We start from the raw sequence: 23,967 nt of genomic DNA, 5'->3' as shown, positions 1-23,967 counted from the left end.
ACATTTCAATGCATTTAGAATTCACGCCAAAGAGAGACCATATACGCGTTCTCGGGCGCCAAGCTGTCGCTGTACGCTGAATTAGTCGCACCAATTTGTAAGGAAAGCCTCTCGCTCAAAGGCGCAGTCACGGAAAGGTGAAGCCTGTGGCTTTCATAAGGACGGCGATAGGCGCTCCATCCGGCCTCCCCCCAAGCTGAATAGACTTGCGCCATGACCAGCCACCGGTCCCGAGGGCGCAGGCCAAGCGTGAGGTCGAGCCGGGTTTCCTGCCGGTCTCCGCGCCAATCGGAACGACGTCCCAATTGCACATCCACAAATGCGGCCTGCCCCAGACTGCGGCCCACCTGAAAGCGCACATCGGCGCCCCAGCGCGCCTCCGCGTTCAGAAGCGGATTGGGCTCGACGCTGAACCGCACCAAGGCGGTCTGAGCGCTCACGGTCCAGTTCGCGCCGGACGCCAATCGCCGTCGCAGTCCGATTTCGCTATCGCCCAGGGCCGTGCTGACGGTCTGGACGGAAAAGACAGCACGTGACCCGGACTTGCCGGTCGACGAGGGCGCCTGATGAAAGCGTGTCTCGCGAGCCAGTCGCCCCAGCAGCGTCATGTGCTCTGTCAGGCCGTATTCCAGATAAAGCGCGGTTTCGAACTTGGAGTAGCCGTATCCCGCGTCAGGCAGGTCAAACCTGTGGTGACTGGCGGAGGAAATCAGCAGGCCCTTGCCCGCCCGTTGGGTCCACGCGCCCGCCCAGGCGGGCGGCATGGTCATCAAGGGCGTGAGAACCGCCAGACACACGAGCGCCTTGAAGACGCGCCTTAAGGTCTGCAGATGCTGGACGCCGCCACCCATCGCGCCTCTCCCTTGCGAGCATACAAGCGCATAGGTGGCGGAAGGTCCAGAATTTTCCCCTCAGAGGGGATTGTCAAACATCATAGCCGGGGCTTTCGCGATCCACCCGACCGCGCAGGGCATGCCAGGCGATTTCCAGGAAGAGCTCATTGGTGACCCCCTCCTCGCCCTGTTTGAAGACGCGGGTCTGCATGGCGTCGTCCCATTCGATCAGCTCCGCGCCCGACCCCTGGGCCTTGGTCTGGATCGAACAGGCGCGCTCCAGAAGATACATGCGCAAATAGCAATTGAACGGATGGTCCCCCACCGTCAGCGTGCCGTGATTGCGCAGGATCATCAGATTGTTCTCACCCAGATCCCCCACGAGACGTTCTTTCTCGTCAGCGTCCAGCGCAATGCCTTCATAGTCGTGATAGGTCACATCCTTCATCACGTTCATGGCCAGCTGGGAGATCGGCAAAAGGCCGCGCTTCTGGGCCGACACCGCAACGCCCTGATCGGTGTGCAGGTGCATGGCCACCTTCACATCCGGGCGCGCATGGTGGATCGCAGAGTGAATGGTGAACCCTGCCGGATTGATGCCGTAGCGCGACGGCGGCAGGACATTGCCGTCAATGTCCACCTTCACGAGATTGGATGCTGTGACATCCTCGAACAGCAGACCGAACGGATTGATCAGGAAATGCTCGTCAGGCCCGGGCACGCGCATGGAAATATGGGTGAAGAAGAGGTCATCCCATTTATGCATGCGTACGAGGCGGTAAAGCGCTGCCAGATCGCACCGCGCCTTCCATTCGTCCTCGCTGACCTGATCCTTGACTGAGATATGGCTGGCGTCGTCCATAACGCTCCTCCCTCTGATGGCGGCGTCCGCTCTTCGGCGGTTTTGTAAACACTGTTTACCGCATTTTCCGGCCTCTGCCCATGCCTTCTCTACAAGGCTCAGCGCGGCGCGATGTCCTTGGCCAGGCGCAGGCCGGTCATCTGCCATTGCGCATCCGGCGGGAAAAAGTTGCGATAGGTCGGCCGCGCATGGTTAGGCGGCGTCAGACAAGAGCCGCCACGCAGGACAAACTGGCCGCACATGAATTTGCCATTGTATTCGCCAATTGCGCCTTCCGCCGGTTCATATCCGGGATAGGCGGAATAGGCCGAGCGCGTCCATTCCCAGACCTCGCCATACATGGCTTGCAGGCTGGACCCCTTTTTCATCGCGGCCGGCTCCAGCAGGCCTTTCGGGTCTGCCCAGCGCCCATGGCCCGGATCCAGTTCGCGCGCCGCATATTCCCACTCGCGTTCTTCAGGCAGGCGACACCCCGCCCAGCTCGCAAAGGCGCTGGCTTCATAATAGTCGAGATGACAGACCGGCGCATCAGGATGCAAAGGCCGTTCGCCGTGCAGAGTGAACTGGCTCCAACCGCTCTCACCGTGACGCCAGTAGAACGGATGGCGGCGTCCTTCAGCCTGCATCCGCTCCCAGCCTTCAGATAACCAATGCTGGGCCTGCTCGTATCCGCCCGCCTCAATGAAGGCGAGATACTGGGCGTTGGTGACGGGACGGCTGGCGAGCGCGAAGGGCTCAAGCCAGCTCTTGTGACGCGGTCCCTCATTATCGAACGCGAATCCGTCGCCCTCATGACCGAACTCGTACAATCCGCCTTCATACGCGATCCAGACCGGATCGGGCTGCTCGGGAGCTATCTGCGGCGGCGTTTCATCGTCGCGCGGATATCCGGCTTCGGGAAAGCTGCTGCGCGACAAGACATGCTTGATATCGGTCAGGAACAATTCCTGATGCTGTTCCTCATGGGCAAAGCCGGTCTCGATCACGGCGCGAAAGTCATCCACCGTTGCCGCGTCGGCCTGATCGAACCAGTCACAGACCGCCTGGTCCACATGGGCCCGATAGGCGAGTACGGCGTCCAGGCCCGGCCGGGTCAGAAAGCCCCGTTCCGGTCGGGCATGACGCTCGCCAACCGCTTCATAATAGGAGTTGAAAAGATAATTGAAGCGCGGATCAAAGGGCGTGTAATCGCTCAGCGCCGGCTGGAGCAAAAAGGTTTCCCAGAACCAGCTCACATGCGCCAGATGCCATTTGCCCGGCGACACGTCCGGCATCGTCTGGACACACAGATCTTCTGCAGAAAACACTGCCGCCAGGGCCTCGGTTTGAGACCGAACCCCCTTAAAGCGCTCCTTGAGAACGTTAAAAGCAACTGCATTCATATCTTTAGGCACATCGATCTCCGCCGTTGCTAATGATTCACTAACTAAGATTCAGTCATTCTGGCGATTACGAATCGTACGGTCAGGCCGACATCGCATGAGGGGTTAATGCTGCGTTCGACCTCAGACCCTTTGACAGGACAAACCCTGCCTTCTGAACGGGCGGGGCGTAAAGCGTTGGCTCTCACTGACCTTTGCACGCTTCGTCCCCTGCCTGAACCTGTTCTCAGTGAAATCGACACGCACCTCACGCGCTTTTTACGCGCCGCCGAAGCGCGAGTGCGAACCCGCGCCGCCTTGAAGCTGTCGCAATGCCCCTGGGCGCCACTGGAGGCGATACGGGCGCTGGCGTTTGACGCCTTTGAAATTTCGACGCCCATTCTGGAACAGTCCGAGCGGTTGAAGGAACAGGATCTGATGGCCCTTGCGGGCCTGGGACCTCAACAACGCATGAGCCTGGCGAAACGTTCAGCGATTAGCGAAGCGCTCGCAGAACGTCTCAGCAGTTTTCGCGAGCCAGCCTGCCTCTCCAGACTGTTCGCCAATATGGGCGCAGACCTGAACGCGCATTGTGCAGAGCAGACCGCAGACCTCATCAAGGCTGACAGCCTGCTTCAGGACGCCCTGTCCGGGCGCGGCAAGCTTGAAGTCGAGTTTGCACAAACCCTTTACGCTCTAGCCGGTGACGCTGTTCATGGTCTGCTTTCTGATGTGTGTCCCGAAGTGCTGCCCAGACTCTCCGGATTGGAAAAAGATGACGATGGGGAAGATCTTGACGGTCTCGGTCATTCACTCAGCCGTCAGCTTCAAGAGCATGAAGCGCTGAACGCCGAGGATGTACTGCGCGCCACGCAGAATGGGCGCACCGACATTTCCGATCACGCTATCGCCCGCCTGACGGGCCTGGAGCCGGCCGACTGGCGGCAGGCTCTGCGCCGCTCACCGGTGCGCGTGTCGCTCCTGGCCGCCCGCGCCATGGCGATGAACATTGATCACGCCCACCTGTTCTACGAAGCGCTCTGCAACCAGGGACGAGCACATCCCCTGCCGACCAATTCGGCGAAACGGGCCGTGGGCGAGCTTTATCAGCAATACTCCCGCGACAGCGCACGTCAGGCCTTGCACCGGATGAGTGCAGACGGTTCAATCCACTAAGCCCTCCCCTCCCTTCCGCTTTCAGGGCGAGCAGACAGGATCCGCCATGCGCCTGGCTTACCACGCCTCCGATCGCGATGACGCCCAAGCCGCCAGAGCCGAACTGGTCGAGCGCTATGGCGAAGTCGACCTTCTGGACGCCGATGTGCTGATCGCCCTCGGGGGTGACGGTGTGATGCTGGACGCCCTGCACTCGGTCATGGGGCGGAAAATCCCCGTCTTCGGCATGAATTTCGGCTCCGTGGGCTTCTTGATGAATGAACCCTGCGTGGGCGACCTGATCGAAAGGCTCGACCAGGCCGAACGCGCCGAAATCCATCCGCTGCGGGCCATTGTCCGCGATACGCGCGGACAAACCTTTGAAGCGCTTGCGATCAACGAAGTCTCCTTGCTGCGCGAAACGCGTCAGACGGCGAAGATCCGCGTCAGCGTGGATGGCAAGACCCGGCTGGAGGAGCTGGCCGCGGACGGCGTTCTAGTGGCGACGCCCGCCGGATCGACAGCCTACAACTTCTCTGCACATGGCCCGATCCTGCCGCTGGACGCCACCTTGCTGGCGCTCACTCCGATCAGCGCCTTTCGCCCGCGTCGCTGGCGCGGCGCGTTGTTGCGACAGTCATCCATGGTGCGTTTCGATATTCTCGAGCCGCGCAAACGTCCTGTTGCGGTTGTGGCGGACAACAAGGAATTCCGCGACGCAGAGACGGTGACCATCTGCCAGGCGCCCGGGCACACCCTGACCATGCTGTTTGACAAGGGCCGCGCTCTGGACGAACGCATCTTGCTGGAACAGTTCGCCACCTGACCCGTTGGCTTACTGCGCATTAAAGACTGATTGCTAGCGTCTCGACCGTACTGGCAGGGAGCCGCGCGTGAAGCCCAGCGACGCCTATCTGACCCTGGATCGGATGACGGTCTGCATTGTCGACGACAATGCGGCGATGCGCGGCATTCTGCGCACGATCCTGAATGCGATGGGCGCAGCTCGCATCTATGAAGCCGGCGATGTCCGGACAGCGCTCGACGTGCTTCAGCACGAGCATATCGATCTGCTCATCTGCGACTGGAAGATGAAACCCGTTGATGGCCTCGCGCTCGTGCGCTGGGTTCGCAATCCGTCGAAAAGTCCGTGCCCCACCCTGCCCATTCTGATGCTGACCTGTTATGCTGACGCTGAGCGCGTGAAAATAGCGCGCGATGCTGGCGTGACCGAATTCATGGTGAAACCGTTCAGTCCGGAAAGCATTTACCAACACATTTCGTCGATGTTTAGAAAACCGAGGCGTTTTGTGGATTCGAAGAGCTTTTTCGGACCGGACCGGCGCCGCAAGCTCGATACGCATGTCGACGATGACCGTCGCGTGCGTTACGGGGTCAAGAGTTGAGATAGGAAGCGGAGCCTCCTAAGCATGGCAAAACCTGACAAATCGGTTGAGATCATTAATCCGCCGAACATGCTCAAGGCCAAGGTTGGCGGCAAGCTGCCTCCGGCCGACCAGGCGGCGATTGAACGTGCGGAAATGGCCCTGGGCCAGATCAAGCACCAGTTCCAGGACTGGCTGGCCGAAGAGGTCACCAAGATGGAAGCGCTCATGGATTCAGTGAGCCAGGATGGCCTGCTGGGCGAGAGTGGGGAAATGCTGTTCACCTGCGCGCACGATCTGCGCGGCCTGGGCGCAACCTACGAATTTCCGATCATTTCGCGCATTTCCGGTTCGCTCGCCAAGCTGATCGAGACCAAACAGCGCCGCTCGATCGCTCCGGTCGCGCTGGTGCGCGCCCATGCGAGCTCAATCCGCGCCGCCCTGATCCAGAATATCCGGTCTGAAGATGACCCGGTCGGCCGACAGCTCGCCGAAGAGCTGGAAACCCAGGTCGTAGCACTGGTCGGCGCGGATTAATCCGCGCCGACCCATTCCTCACATATTGTACGAAGGTCGCTTCGCGCCCTAGCTGGCGACAGCCATGGCGGTGCGATTGAGCTCGGTCTCGTCCGCGTCCAGACGATCCATGATGTAGTCGAGCTCGGCCTGAGGCACGCCCTGGAACTGGGTCAGGATGCGCTCGGCCAGCAGACGACGGAAGCGGACAATGTCCGGCGTGCCGTTCGGGCCGATTTCCAGCGAATGCCAGGCCGACACCGCCGCCCGCGCCACGGGCAGGATGCGCGCAGGCATGCCCGCGCGTTTGAACAGGGTCTCAAGCCCGAGATTGCCCGCATCGTGCACCAGCAGCCAAGCCTTCTCATGGCCCAAACCGCTCAGCTCGGCCATACAATGCTCAAAGAAGCTCATATGACCGCGGAACAGCGAGCGCAGGATCAGTGACGGCGTCAGGCGTCCGTTGAGTTGCAGCTGCTGCACGAAACGGCGCGGTTCATCCGACAGGCCCGCCTGCTCCACAAGATCAACCGTCGCACGCTCACGCGCGCCTTCCGCCAGCTCGACAGCAAGCTGAGCCGGCAGGGCGTGACGGTTGACGAGTTTCTGCATCGCCTGATCGGAGATATGAGCGATCAGCTTTTCTGTGATGTTCACCGGTAGCGCATCGCGCAGGACAAACTGGTCCAGCACATCAGCATCGCCATCAAACCGATTCAGGGTCGAGGCATAGCCGCGTTCATCAAAACGCGCGCCATTATTGGACGCCAGGATCTTGACCGCCTCCCGGTCGCCCACTTCGACGATCTCGTGAACAACGCTTTCCGAGACTGACGCGCGGGCGGCGACCGCCGCCTGGCGACGCGAGGATGAGGAGCGCACGATCTGCACAAGATCCTCGTCACTGAGCACCGGCGAGCCGGCGATCACCGGCAAGGCGATCGAGTCCACATCTTCAGCCAGCTTACGCGCCACATCGGACGGCAAATGCGTGGAGCGTTGCAGGGTCACCGACAGGGAACGTCGGACCATTTCAGCGGCGTCATCCGCCAGCAGACGGACGACTTCGGAACCGATGGCGCGCTCATCCTCGCTCAGATCGACGGAAGCGAAGCGGGCGCAGAATTTGCGCGCCGCCAGGGCGCGGCCCTCGGTATCAGTGGCGTTTGACAGGCGCTGAATGTCATCGCGGGTCAGCCGCGCACGCAGGGTCTGAACAGTCATGGCACTACGAGCCTCATATTGGGTCTGTTCGCGCCCCTAGCGTCTCAACAAGAAGTTAACGACCTGTTGCGCGAGTTATCACTGTTTTTATGAATCGGATGACGAGCGTTCCGGTACTTTGAGAGAGGCGAGGATCTCGACAACGGATGGCGAGAGCACGCCATCACCGATCCGCGCCGCGCCATAGCCCGTTTGTGCGAACCGCGCCCAGGACGACGCCATGGCCGTCACGGGGGAGCTCGGCTCTTGCACCTGCGCCACTTCACGGGTCAGCGTCGCCGCCTCTCCGGTCAGCTTCTCCATCAGCTCGGCCGCATTCAGCGCCCGGCCATTGTCATAGAAGACAGGCCGGTTCGCCGCGGCGGCGTTGGGGAAGAGCTGATCGGCGCGCTGTTGCGGGTTCTCTTGCACACCCTCGATCAGACGGATCGCCCCGCCCGCGCCCAGGAAGTGCGCCGCATAGAGCTCTCCACTGCTGGGGGAGCGCCCGATGGCGCTTTCAATACGCGACGCGTTCTCGGCCGCCAGTTCGCCCGCCATGTAAGACGCGGCCTGCGGATCAAAACGCAGATTGAGCACGGCGTCACGGCGCGCCGGATCGGCGATATGGAACCGGCCATCGGCGTTCTGCTGGATCGCGGCGGCCTCTTCGGCCATGCCATGCTGGTCGCCATAGCGCGCCACCATGGCGAACCAGGTCTGTTCGATGAACTGGAACATACCGGCTGCGCTCGATGTGGCGGCGCGCGCGCCAGCATCAAAGCCGCTCTCGCGCGAGGCGGTGCGCATCAGGAAGTCGAAATCCGCCCCTGTCCGTTCGGCCGCCTGCGCAATGAGGCGGGACGGAGAGACGGCATTGGCGCCGGCTGGATTGATGGGGTTTGACATGGCGACCACCGCGAATCGTTAGGCATTCACAGTGCCATCCATGTGGTAAACATTCGTTAACACCTCAGCGCGAGGCGCTCGGGTGAGAAATAATCCGTCGCCGCAGTCCGTGACGTCGCCCCCAGCGCCTCCAGCAACATCACCGCCATGGCCGGCGCCGCCAGAACACCGTTCCGATACGCCCCGAGCGCCAGCTGAAGTCCGGGCTCCAGCGCGCCCACGATCGGCATGGCGTCATGTGATTGAGGACGAAGCCCGGCCCATTGCTCCACAACACTTGCCCCTTCCAGCCCTGGGAGAGCTGCCTGCGCGGCGCGGGCCAGGCGCAAAACCGTCTCCTCATCGGTGTCCAGACTGGACAGCCCCGCTTCACTGCTGGCCCCTGCGATCAGTCGATCGCCCGACTTGGCCGCAAGATAAATCGACAAGGCGCGCACCACACGCTTCGGGGCCGCATGACGGGCGCGTTCAAAGCGGATCATCTGACCCTTGACCGGCGTCATGCGGGCAAAATCGGGCAGATCTGCGAACCGTTCCGCGCCCGTCGCCAGCACAACGCAATCGGCCTGGAGTTCCCGCCCGTCTTCCAGAATTACACCGCAGACACGCCCGGCCTGACGCAAGAGCGTTTTCACTCGCGCCTGTTCAATCAGCTCGCCGCCTTTCGCCTTGATGGCGTCGGCGAACACACCCCCCATGGCCCGATTGTCGATCTGACCATCTTGCGGGAACACGAGGGCGCCGTGTCCGCGCGCGAGGCTCGGTTCGATCTGGGCCAGCGTGCGCGCATCCACGCGCTCTGTCAGCACGCCGAAGCGCTTGGCCAGAGCCTCGCCTTGATCCAGACGCGCCCTATCGCTCGCCTGGAACGCCGGGGTCAGCGAGCCTTGCTGTTCATAGCCCAGAGACTGGCGGCTCAACGCCTGTACTTCTGGCGCCCAATCACGCCAAAGCCGTTGTGAGCTGCGCAGGAAGGCTGCATAGGGTTCCGCCAACGGATGCTCGGGCTCCAGTTCAAAACAGGCCTCGAAACCTGCCGCCAGCATGCCGCCAGAGGCCCAGACCGCGCCTTGTCCAACCCTTTGGGCGTCAACGAGGCTCACCTGTGCGCCCGCCCGGACCAAAGCCCAGGCGCACGCCAGTCCGACCGCCCCGCCTCCGACGATCAGGGTGTGATCGGGCAGATTTTGAGCTAGACTGCGCATGGGCATGGGGCGGGTGATCCCGTTGGGCGAGAAGACATCAGCGCGTCTGATGTACTCCGACAAGAAAGGCATAGCCATGGCGCAAGCTGCAACCGTTTCGACCCTGTTTGGAGTGGCGGCGCTCGCAGCCGGGATGATGGTTTCCGGCCCGGCTCAGGCCCAGGCGACCGAAGAGCCGGCGCGCGAATGCGTTCGCATCCTCAACATCAACGGCTATTCATCGCTGGATGACCAGCACCTGCTGCTCAATAGCGGCGCCAGTCGCCATTACCTCGTGACGACGCGACGTTCCTGTTACGGACTTGAACACGGCATGCAGGTCGGGCTCAGCTTCCCGAACCGCACGCGCATCTGCAACGCCAGCATGGAATACGTCGTCGTCCCAGATGGCGGACGCTGCCGCATCGAGTCGATTGAGGAAGTGGAGAACGCAGAGATGGCGCGGGCCTTGATCGCTGAACGCTCAGGCCAGGACACGCCAAGCGAAAGATAGCGGCCTTGTCGCCCTTGAAGAAAGCCTGACGGCTCAGCTGGCGACTTCGGAGGCCGCTTCATCCTGTTCCGCTTTTGCCGCGCCATCTTCCAGAACGGCGAGACAGTCGCGAATGAAGCGTTCACCATCATGTTCGGTGCCGGTATCCATCCAGGCCCGCCCCAGCGTGCGCGTGTAGAACTCGATGACCGGGCTGCGCCAGCGATCAATCGTGCGAGCCCGCTCGGGCGCCCCGCGAGCGCCGCGCGCCGCGCTTTCCAGCGCCGCCTCGTACACATCCTTGAGATAACCCAGGGTCGAAGGCGCATCCGCGAGCAAGCCCAGCGAGCGCGTCGCGGCGGACTTCACCTGACGATCGCCTTCACGCAAGGCGGCGGCGTGAGCAGAGTCCGCGCCGCTCGGCCCGGCTTCATGCATGTCGGGCACGAGCTCCATCAATTCCGACAGCAGGCACAGCCCCTTGCGCAGATCCTGGCGCAAGCGGATGGTCTGAGTCGGTCGACCGCTAAGCTGCATCTGGTCCAGATAGACCTGTCCGGCCTCCTCAAGAACGCGCTTGAGCGCGCCGCGTTTATTGGCGGCGATGTCGTGACGCGTACAGATCCGATCCAGAGCCGCATCCGAATAAATCGGGTCGCTCTCGATGATGACAAACTGGGCGCCGCCTGCACTCAACCGTCCCATATCCGCCTCACAACTAGAGATTCGCGCTGGAAAATATGGTGTCTCAATTCTGCGCAGGCACAAGACTTCGCGTTAACGATTTGGGCGGAAGCTGTGGAAGACCTTGATTGAGCCTCCAAAAACAGAGGCTTGAGAATCACAATTCGCCTGTGAGGCTAAGGCGCCACTGCCAGCGGTTTTGATCGGGTTCCGAGAAGAAATGGTACCGCCTCCCCGGTTCGAACGGGGGACCTCTAGATCCACAATCTAGCGCTCTAACCAACTGAGCTAAGGCGGCACGCTTTGCGCCCTGTCGGGGCTGAGCCCTCACGACAGGGCGCGGAAACTAGCGCCGGGCGCGGCGGGGCGCAAGACCCGTTTCTGCGCTTTGCGCACCCGTGATCAGCGCCTTACGCATAGCCCTGTTCGGCGATATGGCGCTGCAGGTTTTCAATGCGTGTGGAGTCCGAGGGGTGGGTCGACATGAGCTCCACCGGACGACGGGCGTTCTGGGCCGCCTTGGCCTGCCAGAACTCCAATGCCTCGGACGGGCGATACCCGGCGCGCGCCATGTAATCGACGCCCAGAATGTCCGCTTCCAGCTCATGCTGGCGCGAATAAGGCAACAGCACCCCATAGGTCACGCCAGTGCCCAGAATGCCGGCCCACGTATCGACATTCTCGACATTGGCGGCGCCGAGCCCGGCGTTCACCACGGCGAGCCCGAGCCCGGCCGCCGCCTGCTGGCGGGCGCGCTGCGCGGCGTGATTGCGGCTCAGATGCGCCACCTCATGGCCCATCACGGTCGCGACCTGGTCATCATTCTGCATGGTTTCAAGAATGCCGCGATAGAAGGCGACCTTGCCGCCGGGCAGCACCCAGGCGTTCTGCTGGTCGGAGTCAAAGACCACGAACTCCCATTGATACTGGGTCAGGCCCGAGACCGGGACGATGCGCTGGCCCACGCGCCGCACCCTATTGTTCAGCGTCCGGTCCTGGCTGATGCGTTCTTGCTGGCGAGCCTGCTCCCAGGCGGCTTGGGAGGCCTGCATGATCTGAGCGTCAGACACCAGGGCCGCGCCGAAACCGCCATCGGTGGCGCACCCGGCCAGAGGAAACACGGTGCCGGCGGCCAGCCCCACCAGCAATTCACGACGGCCCATATTGACCCGTGGCAGGGCGTTGAGTTCGTCTTCGGTCATTACATGTCCCCTATTCCTGATTTCAGGCGCTTTCGCCATGAAATCGCCCACACCACCCCTTACCGGCTGGGGTCAGGTTGAGCGATATGGTAAATCATTGTCGCTGATCGCGGGAATTCCGCAAGCTCAGCCTGATCGACGCCGCCCAAAAGCGCTCTCGGGGAGTTACTTCATGCGCCGCTTGCTCATCGCCCTTCTGGCCCTGGTTATCCTCGTGATCGGCGTCGCCTTTGTGGCGCCGGCCCTTATCCCGACCGATGTGATCCGAGAGCGCACGGAAACCGCAGCGACAGACGCGCTCGGACGGGACGTCATCCTCGCCAGCGACATTCGGCTTCAGGTTCTCCCCCAACTTCAGGTCCGCGCCCAGGACGCTCGGATCGCCAACGCCCCCGGCTTTGGCGAGGAGCCCTTCGCCCAGATGCAGGAGATGCGGGTCTCCGTCGCGCTGATCCCGCTCTTGCAGCGTCAGATCGAAATCGAGGAATTCGTGCTCGTCGATCCGGTCATCCGCCTTCAGAGCAATACGAGCGGCAACAACTGGACCTTCGGGGACAATGCCGAAGCCGAAGCGCAGGCCAATGGGGAGGATGGCTTCCAGCGCCGCCCCGGCGCCCTGCCCTTTGAAGCCAGCTTTGGCGATGTCCGCATCGAGAACGGCGCGGTGATCTTTGATGACGGCGTCCAGACCCGGCGCTTCGACGCGCTTGACCTGTCCATTGACCTGCCGTCCGTGGATCAACCCGTGCGCCTGCGCGGCTCGTTCGAAGCGGATGGCCGCCCCATGGATTTCAATGCCGAGCTGGGCTCGTTGCGCGGCTTCTTCGAAGGCCAGGAAACCGCCTTCTCCACCACGTTGAACGGCCCGCTCGCAGATCTCACCCTGGACGGACGGTTTCTTGAAAGCGCCGAGCTGGCCTTTGACGGCGAAATGGACGTTACCCTGCCCTTGCGCGCTCTGGCGCGGTATCTGGGCGCCGACCTGCCTGATGGCGACATCTTCCGCCAGTTCAGCGCACGCTCGGCCGTTTCGGGCGAGCCGGGCCTGGTGCGCCTGAACGATGCCCGCATCAGCTTTGACGACATCAACGCCCGTGGCGGCATGACCCTGAACTATTCGGGCGCACGTCCGCGCATTACGGGCGAGCTGAGCACAGCCCTTCTGGACCTGACGCCGTACATACCGGCGGAGAGCGCGCCTGACGCGAACCGCTCTGGCGGCTCTGGGATTTCCGAGTGGAGCGACGAGCCGATGGATCTCGCCCCCCTGCGCACCGTGGACACCGAAATCACCATTCGCGCAGATGAGCTCAAGGCCCGCGACATCGAAGTCAGCGATGTGACCGCCCTGACCACGCTGGACCAGGGCCGGCTGACGGCGCGTTTGAACCGCTTCCAGCTGTATGGCGGCGCCGGCGAAGCGGTCGCGGTGATCAATGCGCGCGGCAATACGCCCAGCTTCTCGTTCAACGCTAACCTTGATTCCCTGCAGGCCCAGCCCTTCTTGCTGGCCGCCGCCCAGTTTGACCGGCTGATTGGCGATGGTGGGTTCACCATGGACCTGACCGCTAATGGCGCCAGCCCGGCGGCCATCATGAACTCGCTCTCGGGCACGGGCCGGTTCGAATTCAATGACGGCGCCATTCAGGGCGTCAATCTCGCCCAGATGATCCGCACGGTTCAGACCGCGCTGCAGAACCGCGCCCTGCCCACCGCATTCGCTGAGTCCGAGCAAACCGATTTCTCCACCCTGGGCGGCAGCTTCACCGTCACCAATGGCGTGGTCAGCAATCAGGACCTTCAAATGCTCAGCCCGCTGCTGCGCGTGCTCGGCAATGGCCAAATCGATCTCGGGGCCCAGAGCATCGACTATCGGCTGACCCCGCGTGCGGTTCAGTCCCTGACCGGTCAGGGCGGCCAGCTGGACCTTCAGGGTCTGGAAGTTCCGGTGCGGCTTGAGGGCGGTTTCAACAATGTCTCCGCTCGCATCGACTTTGAAGCCGTCGCGCGCAATCTGCTGAGCCAGAAGGCCGGACGCTTGCTGCGTCAGTCCGGCGATGGCGAAGCAGAAGACGAGAGCCCCGCCACGCCCGAGGATGTCGTGCGCGGCCTGTTCGGGCAATTGCTGAACAATTCGCGCGACAGCTCCGAGGAGACGCCGGACGAGGAGGATGGCGGCGAACAGCCCAACTAGGCCTTGATCACAGGCGCTGCGGCTTATCTACTTGCTCCGAACGGGCGGGCCTCGACGTCCGCCCCTCACCAGGGGAGCAAGCCTATGAACAAGATCGCAGCAGCGGGCATGGTGGCCGCCATGGCTTTTAGTGAATTCGGCGCGTCAGCAGGCGCGCAGACCTTCTATCCCGGCGACCGGGTCAGCGGCGATCATTTCGCCACGCGCTCACCGGTGACCGCCACCCAGGGCATGGCCGCGACCGCCCATCCGCTGGCGACCCAGGTGGCGCTGGATGTACTCAAGTCCGGCGGCAACGCCGTGGACGCCGCCATCGCCGCCAATGCGGCGCTGGGCCTGATGGAGCCGACCGGCAACGGCATTGGCGGGGATATCTTCGTCATCGTCTATGATCCCGAGACCCGACAGGTCTATGGCCTGAACGGCGCCGGGCGCTCGCCCATGGGGCTGAGCTATGACGAGGTTGTCGAGACCGTCGGTGAAGACGGCGCCATCCCGCCGCTGGGCGCGATGCCCGTCTCCGTGCCGGGCACGGTGGATGGCTGGTTCACCCTGCATGACCGGTTTGGCGAGATGCCGATGGACGAGGTCCTGGCGCCCACCATCCGCTATGCCGAGGAAGGTTTTCCCCTCACCGAGACGATCGCCTATTACTGGGATCGCAACATGACCATCCTCGCAGACCGCTTTGAACAGGGCGGGTTCGAGGAGTTCGACAATGCCCGCGCCACCTATCTGACCGCAGATGGCGATGCCCCGCGCGAGGGTGAGGTCTTCACCAATCCCGACCTCGCCAACACGCTGCGCCAGATCGCCGAGGGCGGTCGCGACGCCTTCTATGAGGGCGAGATCGCGCGCACGATCGACGCCTACATGCAGCGCATCGGCGGCTGGATCCGCTATGAGGATCTCGCCAATCACCAATCTGAATGGGTGGACCCGGTCAGCGTGAACTATCGCGGCTATGACGTGTGGGAGCTGCCGCCGCAGGGTCAGGGCATCGCCGCCCTGCAAATGCTGCAGATCCTTGAAGAGTATGACCTTGCCTCCATGGGCTTCATGAGCCCGGAAGCCCTGCACGTGCAGATCGAGGCCAAGCGCCTCGCCTTCGAAGACCGGGCGCGGTTCTACGCGGACCCCGACTTTGCGCCGGCGCCTGTCGAGGCCCTTTTGAGCGAAGAGTACGCGGACCGTCGTCGCGCGCTCATCTCCATGGACGCGGCCATGGAGAGCGTCACCCATGGCGATCCGGCGATCCTCGAGGATGGCGACACCACCTATCTGACCGTTGCGGACGGCAACGGCATGATGGTCTCGCTGATCCAGTCCAATTTCCGCGGCATGGGCTCGGGCCTGGTCCCGGATGGTCTCGGCTTCATGTTCCAGGACCGGGGCGAGCTGTTCAGCCTTGATCCGGACCATCCCAATGTCTACGCGCCGGGCAAGCGTCCCTTCCACACCATCATTCCGGCCATGATCACTCAGGAGGGCGAGGGCGTGATGAGCTTTGGCCTGATGGGCGGTAGCATGCAGCCGCAAGGCCATGTGCAGATCGTCACCAACATCATCGACTTCGGCCTCAACGTTCAGGAGGCGGGCGACGCCGCACGCTGGCGCCATGAAGGCTCGACCTCGGAAACCGGCGAAGCCGGCGAGACCGCCGGTGTCGGCGTGGTGCATCTGGAAAGCGGCGTGCCCGGCGAGGTGCGCGAAGGGCTCGAAGCGCGCGGCCATGTCATCGGGGAGTCCGATGGCGGTTTTGGCGGCTATCAGGCCATCTGGCGGGATCGCGAAACCGGCGTGCTCTATGGCGCCAGTGAGATGCGCAAGGACGGAAACGCGCAAGGCTATTAAAGCCTTGTGATGAACACAGGGGCGATTTCGCTTTCAGTCCCGGTTCAGGTTGGACGCTTCATAAGCAAGCTCATAGTCTGATCTGAGTGTAAGGAGACTGATATGCGTTTCGCCCCTGTTTTGCTCGCTGCCCTGGCCGGTCTCGTTGTCACTGCGGACTTCGCCGAGGCCCAACGTCACGGACGTGGTCGCGACGCATCCATTACCCTGTATGACCAGCCCAATTATCAGGGACGCTCGGTGGTCATCGAGACCGATGCCGAGAATCTGGACTGGCTGAACTTCAACGACATGGCCAGCTCCATCCGGATCAGCGGCGGACAATGGGAAGTCTGCGTGGATGCGAGCTATCGCGGCTCGTGCCAGGTGATCGACTCCGATCTGCCGAACATGACCCAATGGGCGTTCAATGACCGCATCAGCTCGATCCGTCCGGTCCATGACCGCGGCCGCCGGGGCCGCACGCGGGACAATGGCGTCACGCTCTGGTCGGGCCCGAACTTCACCGGGCGCAGCGTCACGCTGATCGAGCCCGTCGACAATCTGAACCGGCTGGGTTTCAACGACGCCGCCCAGTCCATCGAAGTGCATTCGGGCAACTGGACTTTCTGCCGCCATGCCGATTACGGCGGGCGCTGCGTGGAGATTGATCGCGATGTCCGCAATCTCAACGCCTACAACCTCAATCGCGAGATCAGCTCGGCGACCAATCAGCGCCGCCCCCGTGATGATGATGATTACGGCTATCCCGGGCGTCCCGGCTACGGCTCTGACCGCATCGAGGGCGGTGTGAACGGCGTGCAATCGGTGTTCTTCGCCCGCCCCACCACGAACGGGTATGCGATCGCCGCCTGTGACGGCCGCAGCTATGGCCGGTGCGGCGAGCAGGAGGCGGACCGGCTGTGCCGCGCCAGCGGACTGGGCCGCGCCATTCATTACGGCGTGGAGCGGGCCCGGGGCTCGGTCTGGTCGCTGGGTGAACGCCGCCCCGTGCGCGGCAATGAAGCCCTCGTGGACGTGCTCTGCGTGCGCTAAACGCACGGGCATCCAAAAGAAAACCCCGGCGCGCGCGCCGGGGTTTTTACTTTCAGACGTGATACGCGGTCAGGCGCCCTGTCGCTGGAAGGGATAGAAATCAGATCCCAGCCCCAGAATGGACGTCAGCGCATCAAGGGCGCGACGGCTTTCATCCACCAGTGCGGGATCGCCCAGATCATCAGGGCTCAGCGCTTCGCGATAATGGGTGTTCGCCCAGTCGGTCAGCTGCGCATACAGCGCATCATCCATCATCACCTTGGGATTGACGGCTTGCCGCTCGGCCTCTGTCAGAACCACCCGCAAGCGCAAGCAGGCCGGCCCGCCGCCATTGCGCATGGACTGGCGCACATCGGCGAATTTGACCGCGCCGATGGGGGAATTGCCCTCGACCAGACGCTGGCAATAGGCGTTCGTGGAGGCGGTTTCCTCGGTCTCCTTGGGCGCCACCAACACCTGACGCACCTCACCGGGCCAGACCAGGAGCTGGGAGTTGAACAGATAGGATGTGATGGCGTCCGCCAGCGGCACCTCGGCGTCGGGCACTTCCACAAAGACCGGTTCGAACAAACCGTCCGCCGCCCGGCGGATGGCGTCCAGCGCCTCGGCCTTGTCCTCAAAGGCATGCTCATGGAAGAACAGCACCGGACCGGTCCCGACGCAGACCACATCATTGTGGAAGGCGCCCGCCTCGATCGCCTTGCGCGACTGGCGGATATGCACGGTGCGCGCGGATTTCAGGCCATGGCGACGTTCGACCGCCTCACAGGCCTGCAAGGTCTGACGCGCGGGAAACTTCCCGTCCCAGGCTTCAAACGCATCACGACCATGAACGAAGATCTCCACGCCCTCCGCGCCATGCTCGGCGCACAGGCGCACATGGTTGGCGGCTCCCTCGTCGGCGAATGCGGACTGATAAGGCAGCGTGTCATGCACCGCAAAGCGCGCAGGATCGGGAAAGATCGCCGACAGGGCGCGACGGGTCTGCTCACCCTCGATGGAGCGGTGAAGCGCGGTCAGCAAATTGGCCGGCGTGAAATGAAGGCGTCCGTCTTGCGTATCGGCGCTGGGGCTGACCGTGGCGGCATTGGCCGCCCACATTGAGCTGGCGGACAGCATGTTCAGCGCCAGGGCCGGATGGGCCTTATACGCCGCTTCCCAGATCGCGCCGTCGCTCGCGCCGGAGAACCCCAGCGCTTTGAGGTGCGGGATATACGGGCGCTCCTGCGGCGGCAGCACGCCCTGGACCAGACCGGCATCGGCCAGACTTTTGACCTTGGCCAGACCTTCGAGAACGCCCGCACGCGGCGCGGCGATGGAGCCTGAGTTCTTCGCGCTCGCCAGATTGCCCGGCGCAAGGCCGCCATAATTATGGGTCGGTCCGACAAGGCCGTCGAAATTGGCTTCCACCGCGCTCATGCCTAAAGCCCTTTCACCGGCATCTTCTCAACCTTGGACGCCGCCTGGGTCGCCACCGGATAGGCGACATAGTCCGCCGCATAGTACGCGCTCGGACGCAGATTGCCCGACTGGCCCGGCCCGCCAAACGGCATGGTGGACGCCGCGCCCGGGGTCGGACGGTTGCGGTTCACGATGCCGGCGCGGCTGCCTGCCCAGAATTGCTTCCACAAGTCCTCGCTGTCAGACACCAGCCCGGCCGACAGGCCATAGGCGGTGTTGTTGGCTTCCTTGAGCGCGGCTTCGAAACTGTCCGCCCGGCGCACCTGCAGGAGCGGACCAAAGACTTCCTCGTCCGGCGTGTCCACGCCATCCACATCCAGAAGCCCGGGGCTGACAAAGGCGTCGCCCAGCGCCATGGCTTCGGATTTGACGATGGGCTTGGCGCCCAGGGCGATCAGGTCATCCTGCGCCTTCAGGACATGGCTCGCCGCCTGGGCGGAAACCAGCGGGCCCATGAAGGGCTCGGGGTCGGCGTTCCAGACATTGACGCTGAGCTTGCCGATCATCCCGACCAGCTGGTCCACGACAGCGTCGCCCTGAGCGCCTTGCGGCAGGATCAGACGGCGCGCGCACGAACAGCGCTGGCCCGCGGTGATATAGCTCGACAGCACCGCGATGCGCGCAGCGGCTTCGGCGTCGGCGGCGTCCCAGACCACGAGCGGATTGTTGCCGCCCATCTCCAGCGCCAGCTGCACGCCCGTGCGACCTGCGAACTTCTTGTGAATGAAGGAACCGGTGTTCCAGCTGCCCGTAAAGAGCACGCCGTCAAGCTGGGGATCGTCCAGCGCCGCAGCGCCGGTTTCACGCGCGCCCTGCACCAGGTTCAGCACGCCGGCGGGCAAGCCTGCCTTCTCCCAGCATTGAGCCATGAATTCACCCACGGCCGGGGTCAGCTCGGACGGCTTGAACACCACAGTGTTGCCCGCCAGCAGCGCGGGAATGATATGCCCGTTCGGCAAGTGTCCGGGGAAGTTGTACGGGCCGAGGACGAACATCACGCCCAGCGGCTTGTGATCAAGCACGGCTTCACCGAACTCGGTTTCGGTGACTTTCCGGCCCGCCCGCTCATCATGGGCGGCGATCGACACGCCCACCTTGGCGGCCATGGCGCCCGCCTCGCCCTTGGTTTCCCAAAGCGGCTTGCCGGTCTCGCGGCTGATCAGCTGGGCGATATGATCCGCTTCCGCCTTGACGATCTCGCCATAGGCCTCAACCACCGCCCGGCGCTCTTCATACGGAGTCAGCGCCCATTCGCCGAAGGCTGCGCGAGACGACCCGAAGGCTTCCTTGACGATGTCAGGCGTGGCGCTCTTGCCGGTCCAGACCGTATCGCCGGTCGCCGGATCGGTGGAGCTCATCGCGGCGCCGCCGCCAGAAACCCATTGTCCCGAGATATAAGCGGAATGCGCCATCAGCTAAGCTCCTTGGTCCACAGGCGTACGGTGTCTCCCGCGCTGATATTCAGCGCGCGGGCGGCGTCGGCATCCAGCGAGACGGCGTCTCCGGTGACGCTCACCTCTGCATGCACACATCTAAAGTCGGGCATCTGATTGTTCGAGACCAGGGCGCGGATCCGTTCGCTGTCGGGCGCGCCGTCCGCCACGGTCATCAGGCGGCTGTCCTTGATCGTGCGCACATCGTCGGTTTCACAGCTGACCAGGGGCCCGCCATCGAAAATGTCCACATAGCGATCATACCGGAAGCCCTCATCTTCCAGCAGGCGCAAGGCGTTGGCGCCGTGCGGGTGGGTCTTGCCGATGACGGCCTGAACCTCACTGGGCAGGAGATCCAGAAAGATCGCCGAGCGCGGCATAAGGTCCAGAATGAACTGGTTGTCGGTGGCGGCGGACAGGGAATCCGCTTCCTGGAACGACATGCGGAAGAAGGGACGCGTGACGTGCTCGTAAAAGACGGACTCGCCCTTTTCATCCACGACGCCGCGCAATTCAGACAGCATGCGATGACCAAAACGGGAGCGATCCGCCGCGACCAGCATGTAGCGGCATTGAGAGGTCAGGCGCCCGGCGCCCGAACCGCGCAGGGCGTCACTCACAAACAAGGAGCCCACTTCGGTGCAGCCGGCGAAATCGTTCACCAGCAACATGGCGTCCATGTCGAAACGGCGGTCCGCTTCCTGGGACGACTGGGCGATGGTGAAGATCTTGAAATCGAAATAGGGCTTCTTAACCCCGACTTCGGCCTTCACCGCCGCGGTGCCGTAAACCTGCCCGGTGACAGAGTCTTCCAGCATCAGCTGATAGACGCAGTCCGAACGGTCCTGCAGCACGCCTTCAAAGGCCTGCTCCGAGCGCATGAGCTTGGCGTGCAGGGCTTCGTCATCCAGCGACAGGCTGGTGAAACCCGGACCCGCAGCCCGCGCGAGTTCTACGAATGCGGCATGGTCATCAGACCGTGCGGCGCGCACCACGAGCATGGCGCGTCCCCCTTGTTCTAACCGGCCTCTGACAGAGCCCGGGCATCCTGCGCATTGAACCGTCCGCGCGCGAATTGCATCAACATCACCGCTGACAACTGGGCGCGTTCGACAAAGCTCGACAGCTTCGCGATCTCGCGGTCAGAGTGGATGTCGGCGCCGCGCACACCCAGCGTGTCCACATTGGGACAACCGGACGCCCACAGATTATTGCCTTCGCAGACGCCGCCGGTATCGGCCCACTTTATGTCCAAACCTATGGCCTGACCCGCCGTCCGCGTCCAGTCGAACATGCGCTGGTTGGCGGGGCTCATCGGCTTGGGCGGACGTGTGAAACCGCCGTGAAGGTCTGCGGTGATGCCGTCCCGCGCATCGGCGGCCCGCACCAGCTTTTCCATCTCGGACTTGGCCCAGATGGCGTCCTCTTCGGTCTTCACCCGCACATTGAAGCGGCAAATCCCCAGATCCGGCACCACATTGGGCGCCCCGCCCCCATCAATGCGCGAGACATTGAACGTCACATCGGGACGCTGGCCATTGAGCAGATCCAGCGACCGGGCGAAATCAGCCGCCGCGACGATGGCGTTCCGCCCCAGATGGTGTTCACGTCCCGCATGGGCGGCGCGTCCCAGACAGCGCAGCGAGAAATTGCCCGAACCCTTGCGCGCGCCCGCCAGCGAGCCATCCGCCAAGGCCGGCTCATAGGTCATGCCCACATGCGCCTTGGAGCCCAGCTCCATCAGTACGGGGCCGGAGCCCAGCGAGCCGATCTCTTCATCCGGGCTCACGAGAACATCGTAACCGATCTGATCGGCCCACGGGCTGCGCTCTAGCGCCAGAAGGGCGTGCAGCATGACGAGAAGTCCGCCTTTCATGTCGGCGACGCCCGGCCCGTTGATCGTGTCGTCATCAAGCAGGCGCCAATCCTGGAACCCGCTATCCTTGGGAAAGACGGTGTCATGGTGGCCGGTCAGCACGATGCGCACAGGCGCGTCGGGCCGTTTGGACACCTTCATGGACGGCGTATAGGGCACGTCCTTGATCTCGCCGTCGAGCTCGACCGTCGTGGACGGCTTGAGCTCGACCGCGCTGACATCGCCCTCAAGTTCGGCGAACGCATCAGACAGGGCGGAGCGCATGGTCTCCAGGCCCTCCGCATTGCGGCTGCCCGAATTGATGGTCGACCAGGTCTTCACCGTCTCGATCATGTGATCGCCCCGGCTTTCAACCCAATCGAGCACCTTGCGTTCGTCATGGTCGAGGGAGATGTCAGTCATGGAAGTCTTTCTTGTTCAGGCTTCTTTGAGCGCTTGTTCAAAGTCCGCGATCAGATCATCGGGGTTCTCGACCCCGATCGACACGCGCACCATGCCCGGATCAAAGCCCAGACGCTCCTGAAGCTCGCGATCCACCGCCGCATGGGTGGTGCTGCCCGGGTGGCAGATCAGGGTTTCGGTGCCGCCCAGGGACACGGCGAGCTTGGCGACTTTCAGCGCATTGAGCATGCGGAAGGCCGCATCCTGACCGCCCTCGACGTCAAAGGCGAAGGTGGAGCCGTGCATGTCGCCGGACTGACGCTTGTGCACCTCATGGTCACGCGATCCCTCTTCGAGGAAGCCCAGATAACGGACCTTCTTCACCTTGGGATGATCGCGCAGGTATTCCGCCACCTTGCGCGCGCCCTCAAAGGCGGCGCGCATGCGCAGGGTCACCGTCTCCAGCGACCGCGCGAGCATCCAGCAGGTGTGCGGGTCCAGATTGGTGCCCATGCCCGAACGCAGCTTGCGCACCGGCAGCATCTGGTCGGACTTGCCCAGCGCGGCGCCGCCGATGAGATCGGAATGCCCGCCGATATACTTGGTCAGCGAATAGACCACGATGTCGCCGCCCAGCTCGAGCGGCTTGTGACCGATCGGGCCCAGAATGGTGTTGTCCACGACCACGGGGGGACGATGGCCCTGGCGCTCGCCGATTTCATCGGCCAGTTTCGCCATGAGCTGCAGATCGACCACTTCATTGGTGGGGTTGGTCGGGGTCTCGCAATACAGAACCGAGATCCGGCCCTTTTTCATCGCCGCGTCCACAACTTCGCGAATTTCCGCCTCCGAGGCGCCAGCGAAGAAGTCCGCACTGTCGATGCCGTATTGCGGCAAGATGGAGCGGATCAGCGTTTCGGTCCCGCCATAGAGCGGCGTGGATTGCAGAATGACGTCGCCCGCCTTGGAGTGCGCCATCAGAACGGTCGAGATGGCGCCCATGCCCGAAGAGAAGACCAGCGCGTCTTCAGAGCCTTCAAAAACCGCCAGGCGGTCTTCGAGCACTTCCATGTTCGGGTTGTTGAAACGCGAATACAGAAGGCCGGCGGTTTCAGGATCGCCCGCTTCCTTCTTGCCGCCCATGATGCGGAAATAGGCGGCGCCCTCTTCCGCAGTGGCGAAGGCGAAGGTCGAGGTCAGAAAGACCGGCGGCTTGATGGACCCTTCAGACATCTTGGCGTCAAAGCCATAGCTCATCATCAGGGTTTCAGGGCTCAGCGCGCGGTCGCCCAGCGCGCGTTTGCGATAGGGAGTATCCGGCTTGCTCATCGGCCAGGTCCTTGTTCAGAACGCCCTGCCGGGACCGGGCGGGCGTTAAAATGTAAGTCGGTGATGGCAGGTACTTGCGATGCGGGCGCGGCGCGGTCAACCCGCCCGGCCCCGGTCATGCCAGCCCTGCGGCGCCTGCTCAAAGCCTGCTGCACCGCAGCTCGCCTCACCTTGCGAGAAATCGCGCAAGCCCTGAAACGAAAACGGCCCGGGGCATGACGCCCCGGGCCGCAATCTTTCGCCAGTGCGACAGACCTAGTTCAGGTCGATCAGCACTTCAGCGCGACGGTTGAGCGGCTCACGCACGCCATCCGGAGTTTCGACGGCCGGACGGCTTTCACCGAAGGCGTCGAGAGAGATGGCGGACGCCGGCACGCCCAGGCGCACCATTTCGTCGCGAACCGCGCGGGCGCGGCGTTCGGACAGGCCCACATTGTAGGCGGCAGCGCCCGAACGGTCAGCGTGACCGTCAATGTTCACGGAAGCCACACCGCATTCGCGAGCCTGGTTGACCGCTTGGTTGATCACGGCAGCCGCCTGGCTGGAGATCTCAGAACGGTCCCAAGCGAAGTACACCACGAAGCCGGCGTCTTCACATTCCGGCGCCGGAGGCGGCG

General features: G+C 63.2%; 22 protein-coding genes and 1 tRNA gene. 8 read left to right on the top strand and 15 right to left on the bottom strand.

Translation table 11 applies throughout. The annotated features are described in order from the left end of the window. Positions 1 to 14 precede the first annotated feature (14 nt). The 3 genes from RBA95_RS13560 to egtB all read right to left on the bottom strand — a co-directional run bounded on the left by RBA95_RS13560 (position 15) and on the right by egtB (position 3,077). Positions 15 to 851, bottom strand: coding sequence for a hypothetical protein (locus RBA95_RS13560; protein ID WP_306017411.1), 837 nt, complete (start codon positions 849 to 851; stop codon positions 15 to 17). A 73-nt stretch (positions 852 to 924) separates the two neighbouring features. Beyond that, positions 925 to 1,695 (bottom strand): class II aldolase/adducin family protein, encoded by a 771-nt coding sequence (locus tag RBA95_RS13555; protein WP_306017410.1) that lies wholly within the window; start codon positions 1,693 to 1,695, stop codon positions 925 to 927. Positions 1,696 to 1,793: 98 nt separating this feature from the next. After that, positions 1,794 to 3,077: an ergothioneine biosynthesis protein EgtB gene (gene egtB / locus RBA95_RS13550; RefSeq protein WP_306017409.1), complete on the bottom strand. Its 1,284-nt coding sequence runs from the start codon at positions 3,075 to 3,077 to the stop codon at positions 1,794 to 1,796. Between the two features lie 279 nt (positions 3,078 to 3,356). Here egtB and RBA95_RS13545 point away from each other — a divergent pair, with 279 nt between their 5' ends. The 4 genes from RBA95_RS13545 to RBA95_RS13530 all read left to right on the top strand — a co-directional run bounded on the left by RBA95_RS13545 (position 3,357) and on the right by RBA95_RS13530 (position 6,133). Next, positions 3,357 to 4,232, top strand: a complete 876-nt coding sequence (locus tag RBA95_RS13545) for a DUF2336 domain-containing protein (RefSeq protein ID WP_306017408.1) — start codon at positions 3,357 to 3,359, stop codon at positions 4,230 to 4,232. 46 nt (positions 4,233 to 4,278) lie between these two features. Beyond that, positions 4,279 to 5,037, top strand: coding sequence for an NAD kinase (locus RBA95_RS13540; protein ID WP_306017407.1), 759 nt, complete (start codon positions 4,279 to 4,281; stop codon positions 5,035 to 5,037). A 67-nt stretch (positions 5,038 to 5,104) separates the two neighbouring features. Further along, positions 5,105 to 5,617 carry a response regulator gene (locus RBA95_RS13535; RefSeq protein WP_306017406.1) on the top strand — a complete coding sequence of 171 codons (513 nt, stop codon included), beginning with the start codon at positions 5,105 to 5,107 and terminating at the stop codon, positions 5,615 to 5,617. A gap of 24 nt (positions 5,618 to 5,641) precedes the next feature. Then, positions 5,642 to 6,133 (top strand): Hpt domain-containing protein, encoded by a 492-nt coding sequence (locus RBA95_RS13530; RefSeq protein ID WP_306017405.1) that lies wholly within the window; start codon positions 5,642 to 5,644, stop codon positions 6,131 to 6,133. 48 nt (positions 6,134 to 6,181) lie between these two features. Here the strand turns inward: RBA95_RS13530 and RBA95_RS13525 are convergent, their stop codons facing one another. From RBA95_RS13525 to RBA95_RS13515, 3 genes are all read right to left on the bottom strand, one after another. Further along, positions 6,182 to 7,336 (bottom strand): DUF2336 domain-containing protein, encoded by a 1,155-nt coding sequence (locus tag RBA95_RS13525; RefSeq protein WP_306017404.1) that lies wholly within the window; start codon positions 7,334 to 7,336, stop codon positions 6,182 to 6,184. Positions 7,337 to 7,423: 87 nt separating this feature from the next. Then, positions 7,424 to 8,224: a hypothetical protein gene (locus RBA95_RS13520; protein ID WP_306017403.1), complete on the bottom strand. Its 801-nt coding sequence runs from the start codon at positions 8,222 to 8,224 to the stop codon at positions 7,424 to 7,426. Between the two features lie 56 nt (positions 8,225 to 8,280). Continuing rightward, a complete protein-coding gene (locus tag RBA95_RS13515) occupies positions 8,281 to 9,507 on the bottom strand; it encodes an FAD-binding oxidoreductase (RefSeq protein WP_306017402.1) in 1,227 nt (408 codons plus the stop codon). Between RBA95_RS13515 and RBA95_RS13510 the strand changes: the two genes are divergently transcribed. After that, a complete protein-coding gene (locus RBA95_RS13510) occupies positions 9,506 to 9,922 on the top strand; it encodes a DUF6491 family protein (RefSeq protein WP_306017401.1) in 417 nt (138 codons plus the stop codon). The two genes, RBA95_RS13515 and RBA95_RS13510, sit on opposite strands and share 2 nt — an antisense overlap. 33 nt (positions 9,923 to 9,955) lie before the next feature. On the opposite strand, the gene RBA95_RS13505 is transcribed toward RBA95_RS13510, so the two are convergent. The 3 genes from RBA95_RS13505 to RBA95_RS13495 form a co-directional block, all read right to left on the bottom strand. After that, positions 9,956 to 10,606 (bottom strand): hypothetical protein, encoded by a 651-nt coding sequence (locus RBA95_RS13505; RefSeq protein ID WP_306017400.1) that lies wholly within the window; start codon positions 10,604 to 10,606, stop codon positions 9,956 to 9,958. 200 nt (positions 10,607 to 10,806) lie between these two features. Continuing rightward, positions 10,807 to 10,883: transfer RNA gene (locus RBA95_RS13500), tRNA-His, on the bottom strand. Positions 10,884 to 10,995: 112 nt separating this feature from the next. After that, positions 10,996 to 11,787 (bottom strand): M48 family metallopeptidase, encoded by a 792-nt coding sequence (locus tag RBA95_RS13495; RefSeq protein WP_306017399.1) that lies wholly within the window; start codon positions 11,785 to 11,787, stop codon positions 10,996 to 10,998. A gap of 172 nt (positions 11,788 to 11,959) precedes the next feature. Here RBA95_RS13495 and RBA95_RS13490 point away from each other — a divergent pair, with 172 nt between their 5' ends. The 3 genes from RBA95_RS13490 (at position 11,960) to RBA95_RS13480 (ending at position 16,870) form a co-directional block, all read left to right on the top strand. After that, positions 11,960 to 13,981: an AsmA family protein gene (locus RBA95_RS13490; protein ID WP_306017398.1), complete on the top strand. Its 2,022-nt coding sequence runs from the start codon at positions 11,960 to 11,962 to the stop codon at positions 13,979 to 13,981. 84 nt (positions 13,982 to 14,065) lie between these two features. After that, a complete protein-coding gene (gene ggt / locus RBA95_RS13485; RefSeq protein WP_306017397.1) occupies positions 14,066 to 15,835 on the top strand; it encodes a gamma-glutamyltransferase in 1,770 nt (589 codons plus the stop codon). A gap of 102 nt (positions 15,836 to 15,937) precedes the next feature. Beyond that, complete coding sequence (locus RBA95_RS13480; RefSeq protein WP_306017396.1) at positions 15,938 to 16,870, top strand: beta/gamma crystallin-related protein; 933 nt, start codon at positions 15,938 to 15,940, stop codon at positions 16,868 to 16,870. 69 nt (positions 16,871 to 16,939) lie between these two features. Here RBA95_RS13480 and astB read toward each other — a convergent pair whose 3' ends face one another. From astB to RBA95_RS13450, 6 genes are all read right to left on the bottom strand, one after another. Further along, positions 16,940 to 18,289, bottom strand: a complete 1,350-nt coding sequence (gene astB, locus RBA95_RS13475) for an N-succinylarginine dihydrolase (RefSeq protein WP_306017395.1) — start codon at positions 18,287 to 18,289, stop codon at positions 16,940 to 16,942. Positions 18,290 to 18,291: 2 nt separating this feature from the next. Next, entirely contained in the window at positions 18,292 to 19,743 is a 1,452-nt protein-coding gene (gene astD / locus RBA95_RS13470) for a succinylglutamate-semialdehyde dehydrogenase (protein ID WP_306017394.1), read from the bottom strand. After that, positions 19,743 to 20,765 carry an arginine N-succinyltransferase gene (locus RBA95_RS13465; protein WP_306017393.1) on the bottom strand — a complete coding sequence of 341 codons (1,023 nt, stop codon included), beginning with the start codon at positions 20,763 to 20,765 and terminating at the stop codon, positions 19,743 to 19,745. Before RBA95_RS13465 ends, astD begins: the two co-directional genes overlap by 1 nt. A gap of 17 nt (positions 20,766 to 20,782) precedes the next feature. After that, complete coding sequence (locus RBA95_RS13460; protein ID WP_306017392.1) at positions 20,783 to 22,042, bottom strand: hydrolase; 1,260 nt, start codon at positions 22,040 to 22,042, stop codon at positions 20,783 to 20,785. 15 nt (positions 22,043 to 22,057) lie between these two features. After that, complete coding sequence (locus RBA95_RS13455) at positions 22,058 to 23,350, bottom strand: cystathionine gamma-synthase family protein (RefSeq protein WP_306017391.1); 1,293 nt, start codon at positions 23,348 to 23,350, stop codon at positions 22,058 to 22,060. Positions 23,351 to 23,605: 255 nt separating this feature from the next. Further along, positions 23,606 to 23,967, bottom strand: a 362-nt coding sequence (locus tag RBA95_RS13450; RefSeq protein ID WP_306017390.1) for an OmpA family protein, incomplete at its 5' end; no start/stop codon positions are given.

This window comes from Oceanicaulis sp. MMSF_3324 (assembly GCF_030733545.1).
Taxonomy (GTDB): Bacteria; Pseudomonadota; Alphaproteobacteria; order Caulobacterales; family Maricaulaceae; genus Oceanicaulis.
Note: the sequence above shows the minus strand (reverse complement) of the source record. Positions and strands in the feature narration are given on the sequence as shown.